We start from the raw sequence: 23,697 nt of genomic DNA on the forward strand, positions 1-23,697 counted from the left end.
CATCCGGCGTATATCCCGAAAGCGGCTCGCTCCCTAGCATTGGTTCCAAGGTGCTGAACCAAGCCGAGGGCTTTTGCGGCACCTGTCCAACCCCTTCAGGAGCCGCTGACCATGCAACGTCGTTTCACCCTTCAATCCCTGGCTGCCGCGGCAGCCGTCGCTGGTCTCGGCTTTGGCGCGCTGCCGGCTTGGGCCGCCGACACCATCAAGATCGGTGTGCTGCACAGCCTGTCGGGCACGATGGCGATCTCGGAAACCGTGCTCAAGGACACAGTGCTGATGGCCGTCGAGGAGATCAATGCCGCGGGCGGCGTGCTGGGCAAGAAGCTCGAGCCGGTGGTCGTTGATCCGGCATCGAACTGGCCGCTGTTTGCCGAGAAGGCCAAGCAGTTGCTGGGCCAGGACAAGGTCGCGGTGATCTTTGGCGGCTGGACCAGCGTGAGCCGCAAGTCGGTGCTGCCCGTGGTCGAGGAAATGAACGGCCTGCTGTTCTACCCCGTGCAGTACGAAGGCGAGGAGCTGTCGAAGAACGTGTTCTACACCGGCGCCGCGCCGAACCAGCAGGCGATTCCCGCGGTCGACTACCTGATGGGCAAGGACGGCGGCAGCGCCAAGCGCTGGGTGCTGCTGGGCACCGACTACGTCTACCCGCGCACCACCAACAAGATCCTGCGCGCCTACCTCAAGTCCAAGGGCGTGAAGGACAGCGACATCGACGAGAAGTACACGCCCTTCGGCCACAGCGACTACCAGACCATCGTCGCCGACATCAAGAAGTTCAGCCAGGGCGGCAAGACTGCCGTGGTCTCGACCATCAATGGCGACTCCAACGTGCCGTTCTACAAGGAATTGGGCAACGCCGGCCTCAAGGCCACCGATGTGCCCGTCGTGGCCTTCTCGGTGGGTGAGGAGGAGCTGCGTGGCGTCGACACCAAGCCGCTGGTCGGCCACCTCGCGGCCTGGAACTACTTCATGTCGCTCAAGAACCCCGAGAACACCGCGTTCATCAAGAAGTGGAGCGACTACGCCAAGGCCAAGAACATTGCGGGCCACAAGGACCGTCCGCTGACCAACGACCCGATGGAAGCCACCTACATCGGCATCCACATGTGGAAGCAGGCCGTGGAGAAGGCCAAGTCCACGGACGTGGACAAGGTGATTGCCGCCATGGCCGGCCAGACCTTCAAGGCGCCCAGCGGCATCGTCAGCAAGATGGACGAGAAGAACCACCATCTGCACAAGAACGTGTTCATCGGCGAGATCAAGGCCGACGGCCAGTTCAACGTGGTCTGGAAGACGCCCGCGCCGATCAAGGCCAAGCCCTGGAGCCCTTACATCCCCGGCAACGACAAGAAAAAAGACGAACCAGAAAAGAAGTGATCTGACCGCGGCAGCAGCGCATCCCGCTGCTGCGCCTCACTTGGCGCGGTCTGCAGTGCAGGCCGCGCGTCTTTATTGGAATCGGCACCACCATGCTTGGATACTTTCTGACCACCGGCCTGCGCCCGGCCGCTGCAGCGCTGCTGCGCCGCGCGGCGCTGGCCTGTGCGCTGCTGGGCGCGACGGCGGCCCATGCGCTCACGCCCGCGCAGGCGCTGGCCATGGCCCAGGGCGACTCGGATGCGCGCATTGCCGCCATCGAAGCTGCGCTGGCCTCACCCACTGCGCCGTTGGGCCCTTATCTGCGCGCCATGGCCGATGATGCCGTGGTGGTCGCCGACGGCCGCGCGCTCGTCGTGCAGGGCGGCCAGGCCAGCGACCCCGTGAGCGGCGCCGCCGTGGCGCTGCCCGAAGGCGCCGAAGACGTCATGAACAACAACCGGCTGCGCGGCGAGATCTCCGCCGCGCTGGCCGCGCTCGATCTGTTTGCGCCCGACACCGTGCGCCGGCGCGAGGCCGCGCAGGCCATGCTCAAGCAGCCCTCGCCCGAGCGCCTGCCGCTGCTGGACCGCGCGCTGGCCCAGGAAAAGGATGCCCAGGCGCGCCAGTCGCTGGAACTCGCGCGCTCCGCCGCGCAGCTGGGTAGCAGCGATGTGCTGCAGCGCCGCGACGCGGCCGCCGCGCTCGGCGACAGCGGCTCGCCGCAGGCACGGCTGCTGCTTCAGACGCGCCTCGCCGAGGAAAGCGACGAGCGCGTGCAGGCGCAGCTGCGGCGCTCGCTGGCGCAGGTCGATGACCGCCTGGCCTGGGGCGAACGCCTGGGCGTGGTGTTCACCGGCATCAGCCTGGGCTCCATCCTGCTGCTGGTGGCGCTGGGCCTGGCCATCACCTACGGCCTGATGGGCGTGATCAACATGGCGCATGGCGAACTGATGATGATCGGCGCCTATGCCACCTATATGGTGCAGAACCTGTTCCAGGCCTATCTGCCCAATGCTTTCGACGCGTATCTGCTGGCCGCCGTGCCGCTGTCCTTCCTGGCCGCGGCCGCGGTCGGCGCGCTGATGGAACGCACGGTGCTGCGCTTCCTCTACGGCCGCCCGCTCGAGACGCTGCTGGCCACCTGGGGCATCAGCCTGGTGCTGATGCAGCTGGTGCGCAGCCTGTTCGGCGCGCAGAACGTCGGCGTCGAGAACCCGTCCTGGATGAGCGGCGGCTGGCAGCTGCTGCCCAATCTGACACTGCCGCTGAACCGGCTGGTGATCATCGTCTTCGCGGCCGCGGTGCTGCTGGCCATGGCCTGGACCATCGGCCGCACGCGCCTGGGCTTGTTCGTGCGCGGCGTGACGCAGAACCGCGCCATGGCGGCCTGCGTGGGCGTGAACACGGCGCGCGTCGACACCATGGCATTTGCGCTGGGGTCGGGCGTGGCCGGCCTGGCGGGCTGCGCGCTGAGCCAGGTCGGCAATGTCGGCCCCGACCTGGGCCAGAGCTACATCGTCGATGCGTTCATGGTCGTGGTGCTGGGCGGCGTGGGCCAGTTGCTGGGCGCGGTCTATGCGGCGCTGGGCCTGGGCATCCTGGGCAAATTCCTCGAAGGCTGGACCGGAGCGGTGCTGGCCAAGATCGCGGTGCTGGTGTTCATCATCGTCTTCATTCAGAAGCGCCCGCAAGGCATTTTTGCAATGAAGGGCCGCAGCGCGGAGGCTTGAAATGCTGGCAAATAATTCCACTCCTTCTCTGGTGCTGCCCGGCCCCAAGCCGCTGCTGTCGCGCCGCGGCTGGGCGCTGTTCCTGGTGGCGCTGGTCACCATCTGCGCCGTCGCGCCGCTGCTCAATCTGTGGGTGCCGGCCGGCAGTGCGTTCCATCTGTCCGACTACGCGGTCTCGCTGCTCGGCAAGATCATGTGCTACGCGATCTGCGCGCTGGCCATGGACCTGATCTGGGGCTACGCCGGCATTCTGAGCCTGGGCCACGGGCTGTTCTTCGCGCTCGGCGGCTATGTGATGGGCATGTACCTGATGCGCCAGATCGGCGCCGACGGCAATTCGGGCAGCACGCTGCCCGACTTCATGGTGTTCCTCGACTGGAAGGAACTGCCCTGGCACTGGCAACTCAGCGGCAGCTTCATTGCGACGCTGTTGCTGGTGGTCGCGGTGCCGGGCCTGGTGGCCTTCGTGTTCGGCTACTTTGCGTTCCGTTCGCGCATCAAGGGCGTGTATTTCTCCATCATCACGCAGGCGCTGACCTATGCCGCGATGCTGCTGTTCTTTCGCAACGAGACGGGTCTTGGCGGCAACAACGGTTTCACCGACTTCAAGCGCATCCTGGGCGTGGCGATCGCGACGCCGCAGATGCGCATGTTCCTGTTCGTGCTCACCGGCTGCATGCTGCTGGCCTGCTACCTGTTTGCGCGCTGGCTGGTGCAGAGCAAGTTCGGCCGCGTGCTGCAGGCGATCCGCGACGCCGAGACGCGCGTGATGTTCTCGGGCTACTCGCCGCTGCCCTACAAGCTCACGATCTGGTGCATCAGCGCCATGATGTGCGGCATCGCGGGCGCGCTCTATGTGCCGCAGGTGGGCATCATCAACCCGGGCGAGATGAGCACCGCCAACTCCATCGAGATGGCGGTCTGGGCCGCGGTGGGTGGGCGCGCGAGCCTGATCGGGCCGATCGTCGGCGCGTTCATCGTCAACGGCGCCAAGAGCTGGCTCACCGTGAGCGCGCCCGAGATCTGGCTGTATTTCCTCGGCGCGCTGTTCATCGGTGTGACGCTGTTCCTGCCGCAGGGCGTCGTCGGCCTGGTGCGCCAGCTGCGCGGCCTGCGCCGCTCCAAACCCGAGGCAGGAGAATTGCCATGACCCCCGATCAGATGGATGCTGGCGCCGAGCGCCTCGAAGCGCTCGCGGCGCGGCGCGCGGCCCAGGTGCCGGGCGACTCGGGCGGGCGCAGCGCGAGCTACGCGCGCATGGCCGTGCCGGGCGAAGTCGATGTGACCCACGGACGCATCCTGTACCTCGAAGACGTGCACGTGAGCTTCGACGGCTTCAAGGCCATCAACGGCCTGAACCTCGATATCGCACCCGGCGAGCTGCGCTGCATCATCGGCCCGAATGGCGCGGGCAAGACCACGATGATGGACATCATCACCGGCAAGACCCGGCCCGACCGCGGCACGGTGTTCTTCGGCTCGACCATCGACCTGCTGCGCCACAACGAGCCCGAGATCGCGCAGCTGGGCATAGGCCGCAAGTTCCAGAAGCCCACGGTGTTCGAGAACCTCACGGTGTACGAGAACCTGGAACTCGCGCTGAAGACCCACAAGGGCGTGCGCCACTCGATGTTCTTTCGCCCCGACAGCGCGCAAAAGGACCGTTTGGCCGAGGTGTTGCACACCATCCATCTCGCGGCTGCCGTGGGGCGCCTGGCCGGCGTGCTGAGCCATGGCCAGAAGCAGTGGCTGGAGATCGGCATGCTGCTGATGCAGGAGCCCAGGCTGCTGCTGCTCGACGAACCCGTGGCCGGCATGACCGACGAGGAAACGGTGCGCACGGCCGAGCTGTTCCTGCGCCTCAAGGGCCAGCATTCGCTGATGGTGGTCGAGCACGACATGTCGTTCATCGCCGCGATTTCGGAGAAGGTCACGGTGCTGTGCGACGGCGCGGTGCTGGCCGAGGGCCCGCTGGCCCAGGTGCAGGCCGACGAGCGCGTGGTCGAGGTCTATCTGGGGCGCTGAAATCATGCTGAAAGTCAAGAATCTCCACCAGTACTACGGCGGCTCGCACATCCTGCGCGACGTGAGCCTGCAGGCCGAGCCGGGCCAGGTCACCGTGCTGCTCGGGCGCAACGGCGTGGGCAAGACCACGCTGCTCAAGAGCCTGATGGGCCGCGTGCCGATCCGCAGCGGCAGCATTGAATGGCAGGGCCGCGAGATATCGCGCCTCACGCCCTATGAACGCGCGCGCGCCGGCATCGGCTTCGTGCCGCAGGGGCGCGAGATCTTCCCGCGCCTCAGCGTCGAGGAAAACCTGCGCATGGGGCTGGCGTATCGCAGCGCCAGGACGGCGATTCCCCCCGATCTGTTCGAACTGTTTCCGGTGCTCGAGCAGATGCTGCAGCGCCGCGGCGGCGATCTCTCGGGCGGCCAGCAGCAGCAGCTGGCGATTGCGCGCGCCCTCGCGCCCGGGCCGCAGCTGCTGATCCTCGATGAACCCACCGAGGGCATCCAGCCCAGCATCATCAAGGACATCGGCCGCGTGATCCGCATGCTGGCGCGCGAGCGCGGCATGGCGGTGCTGCTGTGCGAGCAGTACTACGACTTCGCCGAGGAACTGGCCGACCAGTACCTGGTGATGCAGCGCGGCGCCGTGATCGCGCAGGGGCCGGGCAGCGAGATGCAGGAGAAGGGGATACGGCAGCTGGTGGCGATTTGAACGGTTGCCATGCTGCGCGATGCGTGAAACTGGCGCAGCCCCGCAAGGGGGCAGCGAAGAAGAGCCGCCCCTAGGCGGGCCACCCGCACCGAGGCTGCCGTCCCTGAGCGGGCCTCCCCCTTCACCGAAGGATGAGAGGGGGAAGCGGGGGCCCGCCAAGGACGTAAGCCGCTCAGGGGGTGTGCATTTCCCCCAGCGAAATCCCGATATCCCGCGCCATCACCAGCAGCCCGTCATCGAGCGCGATCGTGCGCTGCACATTCGCCACGCGCGCGATGTCGACGCTGCCGATCTGGCCACCCTGCAGCGTCACCATGCGGCCGAATTCGCCGCGGATCACCAGCTGCGCCGCGTGGTGGCCGAAGCGCGTGGCCAGCACGCGGTCGAAGGGCGTGGGGTCGCCGCCGCGCTGCACATGGCCCAGCACCGTGGTGCGGACTTCGCTTCTGAGGTGCGGCTGCAGCCGCGCGCGCAGCACATGGCCCACGCCGCCCAGGCGCACCGGGTCCGGGCTGCCGGCCACCTGCTCGCGCACGGTCTGGCTCGCGCCGCTTTCCTTCGCGCCTTCGCCGATGCAGATGATGGTGTAGCGCTGGCGCGCCTCGCGCGCGCGGCAGACGTGGATCACCGCCTGCAGGTCGTAGTCGATCTCGGGCAGCAGGATGATGTCGGCCGCGCCGGCAATGCCCGCCTCGAGCGCGAGCCAGCCCGCATGCCGGCCCATGGTCTCGACGATCATCACGCGGTGGTGGCTCATGGCCGTGCTCTCGATGCGGCGCAGGCTTTCGGTGACCGTGGCCACGGCGGTGTCGAAGCCGAAGCTGCGCTCGCAGTTGGCAATGTCGTTGTCGATGGTCTTGGGCACGCCCACGCAGCGCAGGCCGACCTGCTCCAGGCCATGCGCCAGGCTCATCGTGCCGTCGCCGCCAATGGCCACCACCACGTCCAGGCCCAGCTGGCGGATGTTCTCGCCGGTCTGCGCCAGCGTGGCCGCGTCGCGCAGCGGGTTGGCGCTGTTGCTGGTGCCGAGAATCGTGCCGCCCTGGTGCAGGATGCCCGAGACCTCGTCCCAGGCCAGCGGCTTGACGCGCGGATTCTCGCCCATCAGGCCTTCGAAGCCGTCGGCGATGCCCAGCACCTCGGCGTTGCCATGGTGGATGAGCGATTTGGTCACCGCGCGGATGACGGCATTGAGGCCGGGGCAGTCGCCGCCGCCGGTGAGTAGGGCTACGCGCATGGCAGTGGTTTTCTCCTGGAACGTTGGGGGAAAGTGCTGCATTCTCACCCAACGCGGCGCGGCAAAGCGGCTGCGGCGCGCCCTACATCGACCAGATGCGCGGCGCGACGGCGGGCAGATCCCAGAAATGCGCGCGCCACAGCCGCCAGACCTGCTGCCACAGCTGCATCGCGGGCTCGACCACGGGCGCGAGCGCACGCAGCACGATCACCTGATCGTGCGGGCTGGTGACGCCGCAGCGCGCCGCCAGCGGATGGGCTTCGATGAGTTCGCGCGTCCGCTCCAGCGCGGTTTCGCGGCGCTCGCGTGCGATCGGGCTGCCGGCGACGAAAAACAGCGATGCGAAGCAGCGCTGGCCGGCCAGGCCCAGAGCGCCATCCATCAGCAGCGTGTCGTCGGCGGCCAGCGTGCCGTGCTCGAGCCAGATGCCCGGGATCTCCAGATGCTGGGTATAGCGTCCCGCGAGAAAGGGCAGGCCGGCATTCGGCAGTCCCAGCGCGGTGAGATCCCAGCCGATCATCTCGGCGCCCGGTGCCAGCTCGAGCCGCAGCCGGTTGTGCGCCTCGCAGCCACTGTAGGCAATGGTTTCCAGCGGCAGCCATTCCATGCGCGCTCCTGCGTCCAGCGCCAGCCGCGTCTGCTGCACGGCGGCAGCGCCCTCGGCGCGGTAGAAACGCGTGGCGCCCGGTGTGGTCACCAGCGCATGCGCGCCGGCCTGCACATGGGCGCGGATATCCAGCGTGTCGCCGCCCACCAGCCCGCCGGGCGGGTGCACCAGCACGTTGTGGCATACCGCAGCGCCTTCGGGATACAGGCTGCGCAGCACGCGCAGCGGGCCGTCGTGGCGGTGGTGCACGACGCTTTTGCCGTGCGAGACGGCGTAATCGATTTCCAGTGTTGCAAGCCATGCCATGCGGCGGATTCCAATGTTCAGCGGTGGCTCAGTGGCCCCAGTAGCCGGCATGCGGCTCGAGCGCCTCGTCGGCCAGCAGCGGCCCGACGCAGGCAATCGGCTGGGGCGCGAGCGCCAGCAGCTCCACGGCCGCCATATTGCTGCGGAAGGCGTCGATGCGCTGGCCGCAGAGCTGGCGCAGGCGGTCGTTCGACACGCCATACACCACGCGCCGGATGCCGCTGCACAGTATCGCGCCCGCGCACATCATGCACGGCTCGGCCGACGCATAAAGCGTGGCCTGGGCCAGGCATTCGAGCTGGGCCGGGGTGCGCAGCTGGCGCAGCGCGTTGATCTCGGCATGGCCCGTGCAGTCGCCGCTCTCGCTGGTGTTGCAATAGGCCTCGGCCAGCAGCAGGCCCTCGGCGGAGACGATCACCGCGCCAAACGGCCGGTTGCCGCGCGCGCGCGCCGTGGCCGCCCACTGGATGGCCTGGCGCAGCCAGGCCAGGTCATGGGCCGGCTCGCCCGGCACGGGCGGGGGCGCGCCGGACTCGGCGGGGGAGCAGGGCTGATTCAAGTCATGTCTCCCAGGTTGACGCAATGGCTCAGTGGTTCTGCGCGCCGCGGTGCGCCCAGCCCGTGGTGCGCTTTTCGACCCAGCTGAACAGCTCGTACATGACCATCGCCATGGCGCCCACGACCAGCAGGCCCGCGAACGCCAGGCCCATCTGCATCGACGAGCCGGCCGAGATCAGCAGATAGCCGATGCCCTCGTTGGCGGCGGTCATCTCCGACACCGTGGTGCCGACGAAGGCCAGCGTGATCGCGACCTTGAGCGAGCCGTAGAAGTAGGGCAGCGAGCGCGGCAGGCCGACCTTGGTCAGCACGTCCCAGCGCTTGGCGCCCAGCACGCGCAGCACGTCCTCGAGTTCGGGCTCGAGCGTGGCCAGGCCGGTGGCGATGTTGACCATGATCGGGAAGAAGCTGATCAGGAACGCCGTGAGGATGGCCGGGCCCGCGCCGATGCCGAACCAGACCACGAGGATCGGCACGAATGCCGCCTTGGGCAGCGCGTTGAAGGCCGTCATCAGCGGGTACAGCGCGGCATAGGCCAGGCGCGAACTGCCGATCAGGAAACCCAGCAGCACACCGACGACAATCGCCAGGCCGAAACCGGCCATGGTCACCCAGTAGGTGCGCCAGGCATGCATGGCAATCACGCCGCTGAACTCGACGAACTGCGTGAGGATCAGCCAGGGGCTGGGAAAGATGAACTCGGAGACCTGGAAGGCGGAGCAGATGACCTGCCACAGGATCACGATGGCCAGCATCAGCAGCCACGGGGACCAGCGCTGGAAACGGGGGGAGACTTTCATGGATGGCTTTCTGCTGGCGCTCAGACGCTGGCTGCAATGCTTGGGGTCGCATGGCGCAATGCGCCAATGTGGCCGCGCAGTTCGTGCACGATGTCGCTGAATTCCTTGGTATAGGTCAGCTCCAGATCGCGCGGTCGCGGCAGCTCGATCTCGCGCTTGACGACAAAGCGGCCCGGGCTCTTGCTCATCACATACACCGTGTCGGCGAGAAACACCGATTCGCGCAGGTCGTGCGTGACCAGGATCACATTGAATTTCTGCTCGGTCCAGAGGTCGCGCAGGATGCACCACAGCTCCTCGCGCGTGAACGCGTCGAGCGCGCCAAAGGGCTCGTCGAGCAGCAGCAGCTTGGGTTCGTGGATCAGCGCGCGGCAGATGCTCGCGCGCTGCTGCATGCCGCCCGACAGCTGCCAGGGGAACTTGTCTTCGTAGCCGGCCAGGCCGACCTTTTGCAGCAGCCGGCGCGCGCGCTCCTCGTACTCCGCGCGGCGCGCCTTGAACTGGCTGCGGTGCGGCTCGACGATCTCCAGCGGCAGCAGCACGTTCTCGACGGTGGTGCGCCAGGGCAGCAGCGAAGGCGCCTGGAAGGCCATGCCCGAGATCTTCAGCGGGCCGGTCACGGGCTCGCCGTCGATCAGGATGCGGCCGATGGACGGCATGCGCAGGCCCGTGGCGAGCTTCATGAAGGTCGACTTGCCGCAGCCCGAAGGCCCGACGATGGCAATGAATTCGCCTTGCTGCAACTGCAGGTCGATGGCTTCGACGGCAAAGTGGTTCTGCGCGCGCAGCTCGTCGTTATAGGCCAGCCAGACGTTGCGGAAGTCGACAAAGGGGGGTGCGGTGTCCGTCATGCGGTTCTTTTCTTTGGCGGGCGGTCAGCCCGCAGGTCTCATTTTTTCGGGAGAACGTCGAGGGCAGCGGCGGATGGCAGAAAACTGCCGTTCCAGACCGCATTGGCCGGCACCGGGTTCTTCGTGCCATAGGCCTTGGCCACCTGTTCGGCCATCAGCTGCAGCCGCGGCAGGCGCAGCTGGCCGAAGCCTTCCTCGCGCGCGCCGGGCGTGTCGATGGCGGTCTCGATGGTCAGCTGCAGGCGCCTGGTCTCGACATCGGTGTTGACCAGGCCGTCCTTGGCCTTGAGCGAGGCGATCGCGGCCGCGGGCTGGGCAATGGCTTCCTTCGCGCCCTTGGCAAAGGCCTCGAGGAAGGCCTTGAGCGCTTCGGGCTTCTCGGCGATCAGCTTGGGGCTGGCAATGATCACGTTGCCGTAGAGCTTCACGCCATGCGTGGCATAGGGCAGCACGACGATGTCCTCGCGCTTGACGCCGCGCGCCTCGAGATTGAGCAGGCTGGTGAAGGTGAAGCCGGTCACGGCATCGACATCGCCGCGCACCAGCATGGTCTCGCGCAGCGGCGGGTCCATGGTGGTCCACTGCACTGCGCCGACGTTGTTGGCCTGCGCGAAGATCGGGAACGTGCGCCGGCCCGCGTCGAACACCGGCGCGCCGAGCTTCTTGCCGGTCAGGTCGGCGGCGGTCTTGATGCCGCTTTTCTTCAGCGCCATCACCGAGGCCGGCGTGGTGTTGTAGATCACCATCACCGCCACCGGCTTGATCGGCGCATCGGGATTGTTGGCGTGGAACTCCATGAGCGCGGCCAGGTCGGCAAAGCCCAGGTCATGCGTGCCCGAGGCCACGCGCTGGATCGCGCCCGCGCCGCTGGCCGCCTCCACCGTCACATCCAGTCCGCGTTCCTGGTAGTAGCCCTTGGCGCCGGGGTGCACGAAGAACGCGGCCGGGCCTTCGAAGCGCCAGTCGAGCTGGAACTTGAGCGGCGTGAGCGCCGGCGCCGCGGCGATGCTCCAGGCGGAGGCGGTCAGCGACGCGACGGCAATGGCGGTCTGCAGGAAAGAGCGTTTGTTCACGGGAGGTTCCTGGTGAAGAGGGCGGAAAGGAGTGCTTACTTGCGCGGCAGGATGTCGAGCGTGGCGGCGTCGGGCAGGAAGCTGCCGTTCCACACCACGGCGGGCTGCACGCGCTGCTTGGTGGCGTAGACGTCGGACACCTGCGAGGCCATCAGCGACAGGCGTGAGGCGTTGAGCTGGCCGAAGCCTTCGGCGCGCGCATCGGGGCTGTTGACCACGGTGTCGATGGCCAGCTGCAGGCGGCGTGTCTCCAGCGGCACGTTGACGATGCCGTCGCGCGCCTTGACCGCGGCAATCGCGTCGGCGGGCTTGGCGATGACTTCCTTCGCGCCCTTGGCAAAGCCGCGCAGGAACTTGCGCACGGCTTCGGGGTTCTCCTGGATCAGCTTGCTGCTGGCGATGATCACGTTGCCGTACATCTTCACGCCGTGATCGGCGTACTGCATGACCACCACGTCCTGGGGCTTGACGCCGCGCGCCTCGAGGTTGAGCAGCGAGGTGAAGGTGAAGCCCGCGATCGCATCGATATCCCCGCGCACCAGCATGGTCTCGCGCAGCGGCGGGTCCATCGTGGTCCAGGTCACGTTGCTGATCTTGTTGGCCGCGGCAAAGATCGGAAAGGCCTTGCGGCCGGCGTCGAATACCGGCGCGCCGAGCTTCTTGCCCGACAGGTCGGCGGCGGCCTTGATGCCGCTTTTCTTCAGCGCCATGATCGACGACGGCGTGTTGTTGTAGACCACCATCACGGCAATCGGCTTGTTCGGCGCATCGGGGTTGTTGGCGTGGAACTCCATCACCGAGGCCAGGTCGGCAAAGCCCATGTCGTAGGTGCCCGAAGCCACGCGCTGCACCGCGCCGCCCGAGCCGCTGCCCGCGTCCACCTGCACATCCAGGCCTTCGGCCTTGAAGTGGCCCTTGGCCACGGGGTGCAGGAAGAATGCCGCCGGGCCCTCGAAGCGCCAGTCGAGCTGGAACTTGATCGGCGTATTGGCCGCGTGGGCGGCAACGCACGACAGGGCGAGGGCGGCCGCGCCGGCCTTCAGGAAGAAACGCTTGTGCATGGTGGTCCTTGAAAGGTTGTTGACCATGACAGCGCAAAAACAATGCCAGCTTGCAAATTGCAGTGCGCGCAGCGGGGGCAGGCAGCGCTGCACCGATGCGGTGCGACGAAATTTGCATACAGTGACTGCATACACTTTTTAGGGCATATGTGTGTGCCGAATTGGTGCGCCCGTGCGCGCTGGGCACGGCATGCTTATTGCGAAAATCTCGCCAGCCACCGTGCTTGCAATGCAGGGCGTGCTTTCCCATTCTTCAAATGCCAGGCCCGTGCCATGACCGAGATCGATTTCACCCAGATAGACAGCTACGCCCGCTACAAGCTGATGGCCAGCCTGATCGTGCCGCGGCCGATTGCGCTGATCACCACGCTGGCCGAGGACGGCACCGTGAACGCCGCGCCGTTCAGCATGTTCAACATGGTCGGCGAGGACCCGCCGATCGTGATGGTGAGCATCAACAAGCTCAGCGACGGCCACCTCAAGGACACCGCCGCGCACATCCTGCGCACGCGCGAGTTCGTGGTGCACATCGCCGACGAAGCCATTGCCGAGGCCATGCACCGCTGTGGTGACCGGTTGCCGGTGACGCAAAGCGAATTGGTGCACGTGGGCCTGGACGCCATGCCCTCGCTGCGCGTCAAGCCGCCGCGCATCGCGCAAGCGCCCGTGGCCTTCGAATGCGTGCTGCACGAGGTGATGGAAACCGAAAGCCGCTATGTGTTCATCGGCCGCGTGGTCTGGCTCGCGGTGCGCGACGGCCTGGTCGACACCGACAAGTGGCGCGTGTCCTTGCAGGATTATTTCCCCGTGGGCCGCTTTGGCGCGAGCTTCTATGTGACCTGCCGCGACCGTTTTGCGATTGCCGCCGATTCGGCGCAGACCGCGCAGGCCAGCACGGCAATTGATGAGATCTAGCCACGCCTCCCCGTTCGCCCTGAGCCTGTCGAAGGGTGGACGGCCGGTCTCAGGAAACAAGACTAGGATTTGTCGTAGCGCAGGCCATTCATGGTTCGACGCGGCCGGCCAGGCAAGCTCACCACGAACGGGTAACCCTTTCGCGCTGAGCGAGGTAAGCGAGGAGACGCCTCGCAATGCATTCTGAGAAACAACGGAACCTAAAAATCCCGTTCGTCCTGAGCTTGTCGAAGGATGGGCGGGCGCACTGTCCGATGACCTCCAAGCGCGCCCCAACCCCGGCGCTGCGCATCAAAAAAGCACGCCCGAAAGCGTGCTTCTTCAGCGCAGCCCCTGCCAGCGCAGGGTGCCGGTTCAGGCGGCGTGCAGCGTCTGCGCCTGGGCCGCGGCCAGCGCCGTCATGTTGACGACGCGGCGCACGGTGCTCGAAGGCGTGAGCACATGCGCGGCGGCGGCGCTGCCCAGCAGCATCGGGCCGATGGTGGTGCCGTGCGCGGCCGTGATCTTGAGCACGTTGAACAGGATGTTCGCGGCGTCGAGGTTGGGGCAGATCAGCACGTTGGCTTCGCCGTCGAGCGAGGTTTCCAGCAGCGCGCGGGCGCGCACTTCGGGCGACAGCGCGGCGTCGCCGTGCATTTCGCCGTCGCAATCGATGTGCGGCACGTTCTGCGCGAATTGGTCGCGCGCGGCGCGCATCTTCAGCGCCGAGGGACGTGTCGACGAGCCGTAGTTCGAGTGCGACAGGAACGCCACCTTGGGCGGCAGGCCGAAGCGCTGCACTTCCTCGGCCGCCATCTGCGCGATGCTGGCCAGCAGTTCGGCGTCGGGGTTGTCGTTGATGTAGGTGTCGGCGATGAACAGCGTGCGGCTTTCGAGCATCAGCGCGTTCACGGTGGCAAAGCCCGGCGCGCCGTCCTTGAGGCCCAGCACCTTCTCGATATGCTCGAGGTGGCTGTCGAAGCGTCCGACCAGGCCGCACAGCATCGCATCGGCATCGCCCAGGTGCACCATCAGCGCGGCGATCAGCGTGTTCGAGCGGCGCACGGCGGCCTTGGCGTTCTCGGGCGTGATGCCGTTGCGGCCCATCAGCTTGTGGTAGGTCTCCCAGTACTGGCGGAAACGCGGATCGTCCTCGGGGTCGCAGACCTCGACATCCTTGCCCGGCTGCAGGCGCAGCCCGGCCTTGGCGATGCGCGTGGCAATCACGGCGGGGCGGCCGATCAGGATGGGCAGTGCCAGGCCGTCATCGACCGCGACCTGCACGGCGCGCAGCACGCGCTCGTCTTCGCCTTCGGCATACGCCACGCGCTGCAGGTTCTGCTTGGCCGCGGCGAACACCGGGCGCATGAACATGCTGGTCGAGTAGACGAAGCGCGACAGGCTCTCGCGGTAGGCGTCGTAGTCGGCGATCGGGCGCGTGGCCACACCCGAGGCTTCGGCGGCGCGCGCCACGGCGGGCGCGATGCGCAGGATCAGGCGCACGTCGAAGGGCGTGGGAATGATGTAGTCGGGGCCGAACGACAGTTCCTTGCCCTGGTAGGCGGCGGCGACCTCATCGCTCATCTCGGCCTTGGCGAGGTTGGCGATCTCGCGCACGCAGGCCAGCTTCATTTCCTCGGTGATCTTGGTCGCGCCGCAATCGAGCGCGCCGCGGAAGATGTAGGGGAAGCACAGCACGTTGTTCACCTGGTTCGGGTAGTCCGAACGGCCGGTGGCGATGATGCAGTCGGGGCGGATGGCCTTGGCCAGCTCGGGGCGGATTTCGGGCTCGGGGTTGGCCAGCGCCAGGATGATCGGCTTGTCGGCCATGGTCTTGACCATCTCGGCCGTGAGCACGCCGGGTGCCGAGCAGCCCAGGAACACGTCGGCGCCGTCGACCGCGTCGGCCAGCGTGCGGCCTTCGGTCTTTTGCGCGTACTGCGCCTTGGAGGCGTCGAGACCGCCGGGGCGGCCTTCGTAGATCAGGCCCTTGGAGTCGCACATGAACACGTTTTCACGCTTCACGCCCAGGCCCACCATCACGTTGACGCAGGCAATCGCCGCGGCGCCTGCGCCCGACACGGCGACCTTGACCTTGTCGATGTCCTTGCCCACCAGTTCCAGGCCGTTGAGCAGCGCGGCGCTGGAGATGATGGCGGTGCCGTGCTGGTCGTCATGGAACACCGGAATGTTCATGCGCTTGGACAGCTCCTGCTCGATGTAGAAGCACTCGGGGGCCTTGATGTCCTCGAGGTTGATGCCGCCCAGCGTGGGCTCGAGCGCGGCAATGATCTCGATCAGCTTGTCCGGATCGCGTTCGGCGAGTTCGATGTCGAACACGTCGACACCCGCAAATTTCTTGAACAGGCAGCCCTTGCCCTCCATGACCGGCTTGCTCGCCAGCGGACCGATGTCGCCCAGGCCCAGCACGGCCGTGCCGTTGGTGACCACGCCGACCAGGTTGCCGCGCGCGGTGTACTCGGCGGCCAGCGAGGGATCGGCCTCGATATCGAGGCAGGGATAGGCCACGCCCGGGGAGTAGGCCAGCGACAGGTCGCGCTGGTTGGACAGCGGCTTGGTCGGGGTCACCGAGATCTTGCCCTTGTTCGGGCTGCGGTGGTATTCGCGCGCAGCATCGCGCAGGGCTTGCTCGGCGGTGGACAGGTTCTGGGTCATACGAAAGAGTCTCGACAACAAATGGCTTTTGTTGCGAGCTTACCTGATGACGGCGGCGTGACAGGGCTCAAGTGCCATCGCGGGGCACTGGGACAAGCAAATCGATGGCCGCAGCCACGGCCGCGCGCGCAAAAAAGCCCGCCGGGGCTGGCCGGGCGGGCAAGTGCAGGCCGGGAGCCGGCACGGAGACAGGGTTGTTGCAGGCGGCTTATGCCTTTTCGCCCGGTGCGGCGGGGTGCGCAGGGCCATCGGCATCGGCGGCGCCGCCGGCGGCCGCGCCGCCCAGCGTGCCGGCCACGCTGCCTATCATGCCGCCGACCACGACACCCACGGGCCCGGCCACCGCGGCGCCGACGGCCGCGCCGGTGGCGGCACCCGCGACCAGGCCGCCGCCCATCAGCACCGACTTGGATTCACGTTCCGCCTCCTGCGGCGTCAGCGCCACCTGCGCCGCGGGATTGGGATCCTGGGACGGGACGCCATGGCCGGGAACGGCCTGCTCGGCCAGGTCCGGATCGGCGGGGACGGGGTTTGCTGGGGGAGGGATCTGTGTGCTCATGCGGCGCTCCTGGCAAATGGAAGGCGCACCGGGCAATGGCGCGCCATGCCTTGTTTGTACCGGGGCGCCGCGAGCGCCCAGGCCGTCGCACGGGCCGTGCCCATGTCGGCCAATGTCCCGTATTGCAGGGGGGTCTTGATGCGGGTCAAGGGCGCGCCTCCATACGGGGCGGACCCTGGCGTGCTCAGGCGAGCAGGTCGTGCAGGCTGCGCGCAATGACCTTGGTGGCGCGGCGCAGGTCTTCGAGATCGAGGCGCTCGTCGGCGCGCTTGGCATGGGACTCCAGCACCGTGCGCGGACCCGCGCCATAGATCACGCCCGGGATGCCGTGCGCGACATAGAGGCGCACATCGGTGTAGAGCGGCGTGCCCACGGCGGGCGGCTTCTTGCCGAATACCGCCTCGCCATGCTGCTGCAGGGCATCGACCAGCGGCTGGTTGCCCGCCAGCGGCGTCATGGCGCGCGCCAGCAGCAGGCGCTTGATGTCGATGCGCACCGCGGCGTCGCCTTCAAGGCCGTGCAGCTGGTTGAACGCGGCCACGGCACCGGCCATCACGGCGCGGATGCTGGCTTCGACGTCCTGCGGGTTTTCCTCGGGAATCATGCGCCGGTCGAGTTTCAGCACGACCTTGCCCGGCACCACATTGGTATTGGTGCCGCCCTCGATGCGTCCGATGTTGAGATACGGATGGGAGATGCCGGGCACGGCCGAGGTGATCTGGCGGTACCTGGCGTTCTCGGCATACAGCGCGTTCATCAGCGCGGTGGCGGCCTGCAGGGCGTCGACGCCGGTATGCGGCACGGCCGCATGCGCCATCTTGCCGTGCACCGTGACTTCCATCTGCAGGCAGCCGTTGTGCGCGGTGACCACTTCGTAGCTGAAACCCGCGGCAATCATCAGGTCGGGCTTGGTCAGCTTCTGGTCCAGCAGCCAGCCCGGGCCGAGTTCGCCGCCGAACTCCTCGTCATAGGTGAAGTGCAGCTCGATTGCGCCCTGCGCCGGGCGTGCCACGGCTTCGAGCGCGCGCACGGCAAAGGTGAAGCTCGCGAAATCGCTCTTGCTCACGGCCGCGGCGCGGCCGTAGAGCTTGCCGTCCTCGATCTGCGCGCCATATGGGTCGCGGCTCCAGCCTTCGCCGGGCGGCACCACGTCGCCATGGGCATTGAGCGCAATGGTGCGGCCCGTTCCTGGCTTTCCATAAGGCCGGCGCACGATGAGGTTGGTGATCGACTGCATGCCATAAGCCTCGACCTCGGCCGCGGGCACGGCATGCTTCTCGGCCTGCATGCCGAAGTCTTGCAGCAGCGCGGCGGTGCGCTCGGCATGCGGCGCATTGTTGCCCGGCGGGGTGTCGGTGGGAATTTGCACCAGGGCCTGCAGGAAGCGCACTTCCTCGTCGAAATGCTGGTCGATCCAGGCATCGAGTGCGCTGTAGGTCGTGGCTTGGCTCATGGGGCTTGCTCGCTCAATTGGTTCAGGACATGGGTGAAGGCATCGACTGCGAGCTGCATGTCGTCGGCGGTGGTGCTTTCCAGCGGGTTGTGGCTGATGCCGGCATTGAGGCCGCGCACGAACAGCATGGCCTGGGGCATGATGGCATGCAGCTTTCGGGCATCGTGGCCGGCGCCGCTGGGCAGGCGCAGCACCGGCAGGCCCAGCGCCTCGACGGCGCGCTCCCAGCGTTGCTGCCAGGCCGGATGGCTGGGCGCGGCGGACCCGCTCATCGCGCGTTCCCAGCTGCAGTGCACGCCGCGGCGCGCGGTGATGGCTTCGAGTTCGGCCAGCACGTCGGCCACCAGCGCATCGCGCTGCGCATCGGTGGGCGCGCGCATGTCGAGGCTGAACAGGCAGCGCCCGGGCACGACGTTGATCGAGCCGTTGGGCACTTCCCACTGGCCGATGGTGGCCACCGAATCGCCGTCGCGCGCGGCGCGCTGCTCGGCGTACAGCGCGAGTTCGGCAACGGCCATGGCGGCATCGCGGCGCCGGTTCATGGGCGTGGTGCCCGCATGGCTGGCCATGCCGGTCATCTCGCAGAAGTAGCGCTCGCCGGCGTTGATCGAAGTCACCACGCCCAGCGGCAGGTCCAGCTCGTTGAGTACCGGGCCCTGCTCGATATGCACTTCGACAAAGCCCAGGTAGCGCGACGGATCGCGCTCTATGGCGGGAATGTCGTCCGGGTTCAGGCCCGCATGCAGCATGGCGGCGCGCATGGTGATGCCATCGGCGTCCTGCTGCTCGAGCCATTCGGGTTCGAAGTCCCCGATCAGCGCGCCCGAGCCCAGGAAGGTGGCCTTGTAGCGCTGGCCTTCCTCTTCGGCAAAGGCCACCACTTCAATGCCGAACGGCAGGCGCCGGCCCGCGCGATGCAGCTCGCGAACGCTGGCCATGGGCACGAAGATGCCCAGGCGGCCGTCGTACTTGCCGCCATTGCGCACGGTATCGTAGTGGCTGCCGGTCAGCAGGTAGCGGCCGTCCGGCGCGGCCGGGTGGTAGCGGCCGACGACATTGCCCACGGCATCGATGAAGACCTCGTCGAAACCGCAGTCGCGCATCCAGGCGCTGATGCGCTGGGCGCAGGCGCGGTGCGCATCGGTGAGGTAGGTGACGGTGAGCTGGCCCTTTTCGGCAAAGCCCGGGTCGGAGTATTCGGCCAGCGCCTCTTGCCAGTCCCAGACATCGTTGCCCAGCACGGGTTCGATGCCGAACTTGTCGTTCAGACGGATCTCGGCAATGCGGTGGATGTTGCGCAGCGCCTCGGCGCGTTCGAAGTCGGGGTGGTGCTGCAGGCGCCGCGCAAACGTGTCGATGATTTCCTGCTTGCTCAGGCCCAGCCCGCGCGGGCCGCGCACCGCCAGGATGAACGGGAAGCCGAAGCGCGCGTTGTAGTCGGCGTTGAGCTGCTGGATGCGCGCGAATTCCTCGGGCGTGCATTGCGTGAGCCCGGCGCGGTTTTGCTCATTGGTCGACTCGGCCGTGAGGCTGCGCGCGACCATGGCCTTGCCGGCCAGCTCCGGGTGGGCGCGGATCAGGTCGAGCTGCGCCTGCGCGGGCGCCGCGGCCAGCACCGCGATCAGCGCCTGGCGCAGGTGGGCCAGCGAGCGGAACGGCCGCTGCGCCAGCGCGGCGGCGGCGATCCAGGGCGAGTGTTCGTAGAGCCCGTCGAGCAGGGCCAGCGCCTCGACCGGGTCGGCGCGATTGAGTTGTTCCAGCGTCAGGGGCATGTGGTTCAGTCTTGGCAGGGGTGGGTCAGCGCCCAATGGCGCGCGATATCGATGCGGCGGCAGATCCAGACATGGCGGTGCTGCTGGATATGGTCGAGAAAACGCTGCAGCGCGGCGATGCGCCCGGGCTTGCCCAGCAGCCGGCAATGCATGCCGATGCTCATCATCTTGGGCGCGTTGTCGCCCGCGGGATCGCCTTCGGCGTAGAGCACGTCGAACGTGTCCTTGAGGTATTGAAAGAACGGGTCGGCATGCGAGAAGCCCTGGGGCAGCGCGAAGCGCATGTCGTTGCAGTCGAGCGTGTACGGCACGATCAGCTGCTGCGTGCGGCTGCCGTCGCTCCGGGCGACCTTCATCCAGAACGGCAGGTCGTCGCCGTAATAGTCGCTGTCGTAGGCAAAGCCGCCGAAATCGGCGACCAGGCGGTGGGTGTTGGGGCTGTCGCGGCCGGTGTACCAGCCCAGGCCGTGCTCGGCGCGGCTGCCGAACAGCTGCGCGAAGATGTCCATGGCCTGGCGCATGTGCTCGCGCTCGACTTCCTCGGGCACGCCCTGGTAGTGGATCCACTTGAGACCGTGGCAGGCGATTTCATGGCCCAGGTCGACAAACGCCTGGGTGACGTCGGGATGGCGCTGCAGCGCGCTGGCCACGCCGAACACCGTGAGCGGCAGGCCGCGTTTCTCGAACTCACGCAGCAGCCGCCAGACGCCCGCGCGCGAACCGTATTCGTAGATGCCTTCCATGCTCATGTGGCGCTCGGGATAGGCCGCCGGGTTGAACATCTCCGACAGGAACTGCTCGCTGGCGGGGTCGCCATGCAGCACGCTGTTCTCGCCGCCTTCCTCGTAGTTGAGCACGAACTGCACTGCGATGCGCGCTTTTTTCGGCCATTGGGCGTGGGGCGGGTTGCGGCCGTAGCCGGCCAGGTCGCGGGGGTAGGAAGCGGTGGCGTCGTAGAGCATGCGTGAAGGGTTCAGAGGGGAGAAAGGGCCTGGGACAGCTCGTTGACGGGCAATTCGCGCTCGAAGCTCAGGCCAGACTCGACATGCAATAAGTGTTCCTGCATCAGGCGCACGGCAAGCTCGGCGTCCTTGGCCGCGAGGGCCTCGACGATCTGCGCATGCTCCTCGTGCGAGTGCTCGGCGGCAAGCTGCGACTGGTACATCAGCATGATCAGCGCGCAGCGCGAGGTCAGGTCGCCCAGCAGCTGCGCCAGCACCTCGTTGCCCATCAGTTCGGCCATGCGCACATGGAAGTCGCCCAGCAGCTCGGTGCGCTGGCCGACATCGCGCTGGTCGAGCGCGGCCTGCTCCGCGGCCACATGGGTGCGCAGGGCGTCGATCTTGGCGGGCGTGACCTCGCCGATGAAGGCACGCACCATTTCGGTCTCGAGCATGCGGCGCACGGCAAACACCTCGCGCGCCTCCTGCACCGAGGGTGTGGAGACATAGGCGCCACGCGCGGGCTCGAGCGTGACCAGGCGGTTTTGCGTCAACTGGAACAGCGCCTGGCGCACCAGCGTGCGCGAGACGCCGAAATGGTCGGCCAGCTTCTGCTCGCCGAGCTTGGTGCCGGGGCGCAGCCGGTGCTCCACGATGGCGCGGGTCAGCGCGTCGGCAATGGTGCGGGTGGTCGTGGATTCCATGGTCGGATCGTGGCGAATGAACACTAAAATTGTATACAATTTTGCGTCACAGGCTGCCAGCCGGCAAGCCCTTCGCACCAGGAGATTTCCCATGGGCCTGAGCACCCACGTTCTCGACACCATGCACGGCTGCCCCGCCGCAGGCATGGCCGTTGCCTTTTTCCGCACCGAGGGCGACCAGGCCACGCTGGTGCGCCAGCTGGTGCTCAACGCCGACGGCCGCACCGATGGGCCGCTGCTCGACAACGCCAGCCTGCAGCCCGGCACCTACCGCCTGAGCTTCGACGTGGGCGCGTATTTCAAGGCCCGCGGCGTGGCGCTGCCCGAGCCGAATTTCCTCGACCGCGTGAGCCTGGACTTCGGGGTCGCGCATGCCGAACAGCATTACCACGTGCCGCTGCTGGTCAGCCCGTGGAGCTATTCGACCTACAGGGGTTCTTGAACCAGGGCCGGGCTACAGCTGACCCTCGGTCAGCGTATCGAGCTGGAACTTGCCCGATTTGTCCCAGAGCCAGGTATCGGTATAGGTGACCTTGCCCATGCGCGCCGGCACGGGGTAGGGCGCGCCGGCGCGCACCGTGCGTTCGATCTCGGCAATGACTTCGGGGGCATGGCGCGGCGCGCGCATCCAGTGCAGGCGCTGCACGCGGCCATTGCGGTCGATATCGACTTCGAGCACGCCGATGGCATACAGCACCGCGGGCAGCTGGCCCTGGTAGATGCGTGGCGCGTTTTGTGCATACAGATGCCGGGCCGCGTCCTGGCGATAGGCGCGCGGGGTGGCGGCATCGGAGGAACCGGGCCGGCCTGCCGAGGGGCCCTGCACGGCCGAACCCGGGCCGGGCTCGGGCGGACGCGGCGGCGACTTGCAAGCCGGCAGCAGCGAGGCCATGGCGGCCATCAGGCCACCCCAGAGCCAGGGGCGCTGGCGGGAAGAAGACGGGGAAGATGAACGCTTATCGGACATGTTGCAAGATTATCCTGAAAGCCTGCCCGAACGCTGCTGAAAGTGGCCAAGACCATGCACCACGCTGACAAAGCCGAGGGGGATTTTCATTTGAATACATTGAATACAGCCGTTGACAGCCTCGGCACCGCGCCGGCCTGCTGGGTCGAAGTCATCGACGCCCAGGGTTCGGTGCCGCGCGGCGCCGGGACCTGGATGCTGGTGTTTGCCGACAAGTTGCTGGGCACGATAGGCGGTGGCCACCTCGAGTTCGAGGCCATGGCCCGCGCGCGCGCCTTGCTCGCGCTGGGCGGCAATGCATTCGAGCAGCGCTTCGCGCTGGGTCCGAGCCTGGGCCAGTGCTGCGGCGGCGTGGTGTGGCTGCGCTTCGAACCGCTGGCGCAGGGCGATATGGCGGGCCTGCGCGCATTGGGCCAGCGCAGCGCCGGACGCCAGCGGCCGGCGCTGCAGGTCGCACTGTTTGGCGCAGGCCATGTGGGCCATGCGCTGGTGGAGTTGCTGGCGCGGCTGCCGTGCCGGCTGCATTGGATCGACAGCCGCGATGCGGTCTTCGCGCCGCAGTGGCTGGCGCCGGACAGCGGCGTGGACTGCGAGCATTCCGCACCGGTCGAGGCCGCGGTCGCCGATCTCGCCGCGCATGCGCAGGTGCTGATCATGAGCTTCAGCCATGCCGAAGACCTGGAAGTGGTGGCCGCCTGCCTGCAGCGCCAGCGCGAACGCGCCGACCTCGATTTCATCGGCCTGATCGGCAGCGCGACCAAATGGGCGGTGTTCCGCAAGCGGCTCGCGCAGCGCGGCTTCAGCGAGCAAGAGCTCGATCAGGTGACCTGCCCCATAGGCCTGCCGGGCATCACCGGCAAGGAGCCCGAAGTGATTGCGGTGGCCGTGGCGGCGCAGCTGCTGCAGCGGCGGGGTTGAGGCTTCATCCGTTCACGCCGCGCAATGGACGCCCCGCCTGGGTCCTCCGTGCGTGCTGAGCCTGTCGAAGCATGGACGGCCTGCGCTCGGCCGTGCAAGCGGGCGTTGCCATCGCCCCGGGGCCGTGGTTCGACAAGCTCACCACGAACGGGTGGGGTTCAGCACGAACCTGACCGTCCGTTCGTGCTGAGCCTGTCGAAGCATGGACGGCCTGAACTCGGCCAAGCAAGCGGGCTTTGCGATCGCTCCGGGGTCGTGGTTCGACAAGCTCACCACGAACGGGTGGGGCTCAGCACGAACCTGACCGTCCGTTCGTGCTGAGCCTGTCGAAGCATGGACGGCCTGAACTCGGCCAAGCAAGCGGGTTTTGCGTCGCCCCGGGGACCGTGGTTCGACAAGCTCACCACGAACGGGTGGGGCTCAGCACGAACAGGTGGAGTTAGCCACGAACAGGACCGTCCGTTCGTGCTGAGCCTGTCGAAGCATGGACGGCCTGAACTCGGCCG

Annotated in this window: 23 protein-coding genes; 8 read left to right on the top strand and 15 right to left on the bottom strand. The window is 67.3% G+C overall.

What is annotated here, in order from left to right:
* Window positions 1-111 precede the first annotated feature (111 nt).
* The 5 genes from urtA to urtE all read left to right on the top strand — a co-directional run bounded on the left by urtA (window position 112) and on the right by urtE (window position 5,814).
* Window positions 112-1,380, top strand: a complete 1,269-nt coding sequence (gene urtA / locus HUK68_RS04785) for an urea ABC transporter substrate-binding protein (RefSeq protein WP_175503153.1) — start codon at window positions 112-114, stop codon at window positions 1,378-1,380.
* 92 nt (window positions 1,381-1,472) lie between these two features.
* Entirely contained in the window at window positions 1,473-3,092 is a 1,620-nt protein-coding gene (gene urtB, locus HUK68_RS04790) for an urea ABC transporter permease subunit UrtB (RefSeq protein ID WP_175503154.1), read from the top strand.
* A 1-nt stretch (window position 3,093) separates the two neighbouring features.
* On the top strand, window positions 3,094-4,242 hold the full coding sequence (gene urtC / locus HUK68_RS04795; RefSeq protein ID WP_175503155.1) for an urea ABC transporter permease subunit UrtC: 1,149 nt from the start codon (window positions 3,094-3,096) through the stop codon (window positions 4,240-4,242).
* A complete protein-coding gene (gene urtD / locus HUK68_RS04800; protein ID WP_175503156.1) occupies window positions 4,239-5,117 on the top strand; it encodes an urea ABC transporter ATP-binding protein UrtD in 879 nt (292 codons plus the stop codon). Before urtC ends, urtD begins: the two co-directional genes overlap by 4 nt.
* Window positions 5,118-5,121: 4 nt before the next feature.
* The gene (urtE, locus tag HUK68_RS04805) at window positions 5,122-5,814 is read left to right on the top strand and encodes an urea ABC transporter ATP-binding subunit UrtE (RefSeq protein ID WP_175503157.1); all 693 of its coding nucleotides are present in this window, start codon (window positions 5,122-5,124) and stop codon (window positions 5,812-5,814) included.
* Window positions 5,815-5,986: 172 nt separating this feature from the next.
* Here urtE and HUK68_RS04810 read toward each other — a convergent pair whose 3' ends face one another.
* The 7 genes from HUK68_RS04810 to HUK68_RS04840 form a co-directional block, all read right to left on the bottom strand.
* A complete protein-coding gene (locus HUK68_RS04810) occupies window positions 5,987-7,051 on the bottom strand; it encodes a 6-phosphofructokinase (RefSeq protein ID WP_175503158.1) in 1,065 nt (354 codons plus the stop codon).
* Window positions 7,052-7,133: 82 nt separating this feature from the next.
* Entirely contained in the window at window positions 7,134-7,964 is an 831-nt protein-coding gene (locus HUK68_RS04815; RefSeq protein ID WP_175503159.1) for an urease accessory protein UreD, read from the bottom strand.
* 28 nt (window positions 7,965-7,992) lie between these two features.
* Window positions 7,993-8,523: a nucleoside deaminase gene (locus HUK68_RS04820; protein WP_244146255.1), complete on the bottom strand. Its 531-nt coding sequence runs from the start codon at window positions 8,521-8,523 to the stop codon at window positions 7,993-7,995.
* Between the two features lie 28 nt (window positions 8,524-8,551).
* Complete coding sequence (locus HUK68_RS04825; RefSeq protein WP_175503160.1) at window positions 8,552-9,322, bottom strand: ABC transporter permease; 771 nt, start codon at window positions 9,320-9,322, stop codon at window positions 8,552-8,554.
* 20 nt (window positions 9,323-9,342) lie between these two features.
* Window positions 9,343-10,173 (bottom strand): ABC transporter ATP-binding protein, encoded by an 831-nt coding sequence (locus tag HUK68_RS04830; protein WP_175503161.1) that lies wholly within the window; start codon window positions 10,171-10,173, stop codon window positions 9,343-9,345.
* Window positions 10,174-10,211: 38 nt separating this feature from the next.
* Window positions 10,212-11,246 carry an ABC transporter substrate-binding protein gene (locus HUK68_RS04835; RefSeq protein ID WP_175503162.1) on the bottom strand — a complete coding sequence of 345 codons (1,035 nt, stop codon included), beginning with the start codon at window positions 11,244-11,246 and terminating at the stop codon, window positions 10,212-10,214.
* A gap of 35 nt (window positions 11,247-11,281) precedes the next feature.
* Entirely contained in the window at window positions 11,282-12,307 is a 1,026-nt protein-coding gene (locus HUK68_RS04840) for an ABC transporter substrate-binding protein (protein ID WP_175503163.1), read from the bottom strand.
* A gap of 273 nt (window positions 12,308-12,580) precedes the next feature.
* Between HUK68_RS04840 and HUK68_RS04845 the strand changes: the two genes are divergently transcribed.
* Complete coding sequence (locus HUK68_RS04845) at window positions 12,581-13,222, top strand: flavin reductase family protein (protein WP_175503164.1); 642 nt, start codon at window positions 12,581-12,583, stop codon at window positions 13,220-13,222.
* A gap of 354 nt (window positions 13,223-13,576) precedes the next feature.
* Here the strand turns inward: HUK68_RS04845 and HUK68_RS04850 are convergent, their stop codons facing one another.
* The 7 genes from HUK68_RS04850 to HUK68_RS04880 all read right to left on the bottom strand — a co-directional run bounded on the left by HUK68_RS04850 (window position 13,577) and on the right by HUK68_RS04880 (window position 21,306).
* Complete coding sequence (locus HUK68_RS04850) at window positions 13,577-15,877, bottom strand: NADP-dependent malic enzyme (protein ID WP_175503165.1); 2,301 nt, start codon at window positions 15,875-15,877, stop codon at window positions 13,577-13,579.
* A 208-nt stretch (window positions 15,878-16,085) separates the two neighbouring features.
* Complete coding sequence (locus HUK68_RS04855) at window positions 16,086-16,436, bottom strand: hypothetical protein (RefSeq protein ID WP_175503166.1); 351 nt, start codon at window positions 16,434-16,436, stop codon at window positions 16,086-16,088.
* Entirely contained in the window at window positions 16,433-16,585 is a 153-nt protein-coding gene (locus HUK68_RS04860) for a hypothetical protein (protein ID WP_175503167.1), read from the bottom strand. Before HUK68_RS04860 ends, HUK68_RS04855 begins: the two co-directional genes overlap by 4 nt.
* A gap of 35 nt (window positions 16,586-16,620) precedes the next feature.
* Window positions 16,621-17,889 (bottom strand): M20 family metallopeptidase, encoded by a 1,269-nt coding sequence (locus HUK68_RS04865; RefSeq protein ID WP_175503168.1) that lies wholly within the window; start codon window positions 17,887-17,889, stop codon window positions 16,621-16,623.
* Window positions 17,886-19,661 carry a 2-oxo-4-hydroxy-4-carboxy-5-ureidoimidazoline decarboxylase gene (gene uraD, locus HUK68_RS04870; RefSeq protein WP_175503169.1) on the bottom strand — a complete coding sequence of 592 codons (1,776 nt, stop codon included), beginning with the start codon at window positions 19,659-19,661 and terminating at the stop codon, window positions 17,886-17,888. The genes HUK68_RS04865 and uraD overlap by 4 nt, the downstream gene beginning before the upstream one ends.
* 5 nt (window positions 19,662-19,666) lie before the next feature.
* On the bottom strand, window positions 19,667-20,623 hold the full coding sequence (puuE, locus tag HUK68_RS04875; RefSeq protein ID WP_175503170.1) for an allantoinase PuuE: 957 nt from the start codon (window positions 20,621-20,623) through the stop codon (window positions 19,667-19,669).
* An 11-nt stretch (window positions 20,624-20,634) separates the two neighbouring features.
* The gene (locus tag HUK68_RS04880) at window positions 20,635-21,306 is read right to left on the bottom strand and encodes a GntR family transcriptional regulator (protein WP_175503171.1); all 672 of its coding nucleotides are present in this window, start codon (window positions 21,304-21,306) and stop codon (window positions 20,635-20,637) included.
* Window positions 21,307-21,397: 91 nt separating this feature from the next.
* Between HUK68_RS04880 and uraH the strand changes: the two genes are divergently transcribed.
* Window positions 21,398-21,748: a hydroxyisourate hydrolase gene (gene uraH, locus HUK68_RS04885; protein ID WP_175503172.1), complete on the top strand. Its 351-nt coding sequence runs from the start codon at window positions 21,398-21,400 to the stop codon at window positions 21,746-21,748.
* A gap of 12 nt (window positions 21,749-21,760) precedes the next feature.
* Here uraH and HUK68_RS04890 read toward each other — a convergent pair whose 3' ends face one another.
* The gene (locus HUK68_RS04890; RefSeq protein WP_175503173.1) at window positions 21,761-22,273 is read right to left on the bottom strand and encodes a hypothetical protein; all 513 of its coding nucleotides are present in this window, start codon (window positions 22,271-22,273) and stop codon (window positions 21,761-21,763) included.
* Window positions 22,274-22,327: 54 nt separating this feature from the next.
* Between HUK68_RS04890 and xdhC the strand changes: the two genes are divergently transcribed.
* Window positions 22,328-23,191 carry a xanthine dehydrogenase accessory protein XdhC gene (gene xdhC / locus HUK68_RS04895; protein WP_175503174.1) on the top strand — a complete coding sequence of 288 codons (864 nt, stop codon included), beginning with the start codon at window positions 22,328-22,330 and terminating at the stop codon, window positions 23,189-23,191.
* Window positions 23,192-23,697 lie beyond the last annotated feature (506 nt).

The sequence above is a fragment of the Comamonas antarctica genome, assembly GCF_013363755.1.
In the GTDB taxonomy this organism is placed as follows: Bacteria; Pseudomonadota; Gammaproteobacteria; order Burkholderiales; family Burkholderiaceae_C; genus Comamonas; species Comamonas antarctica.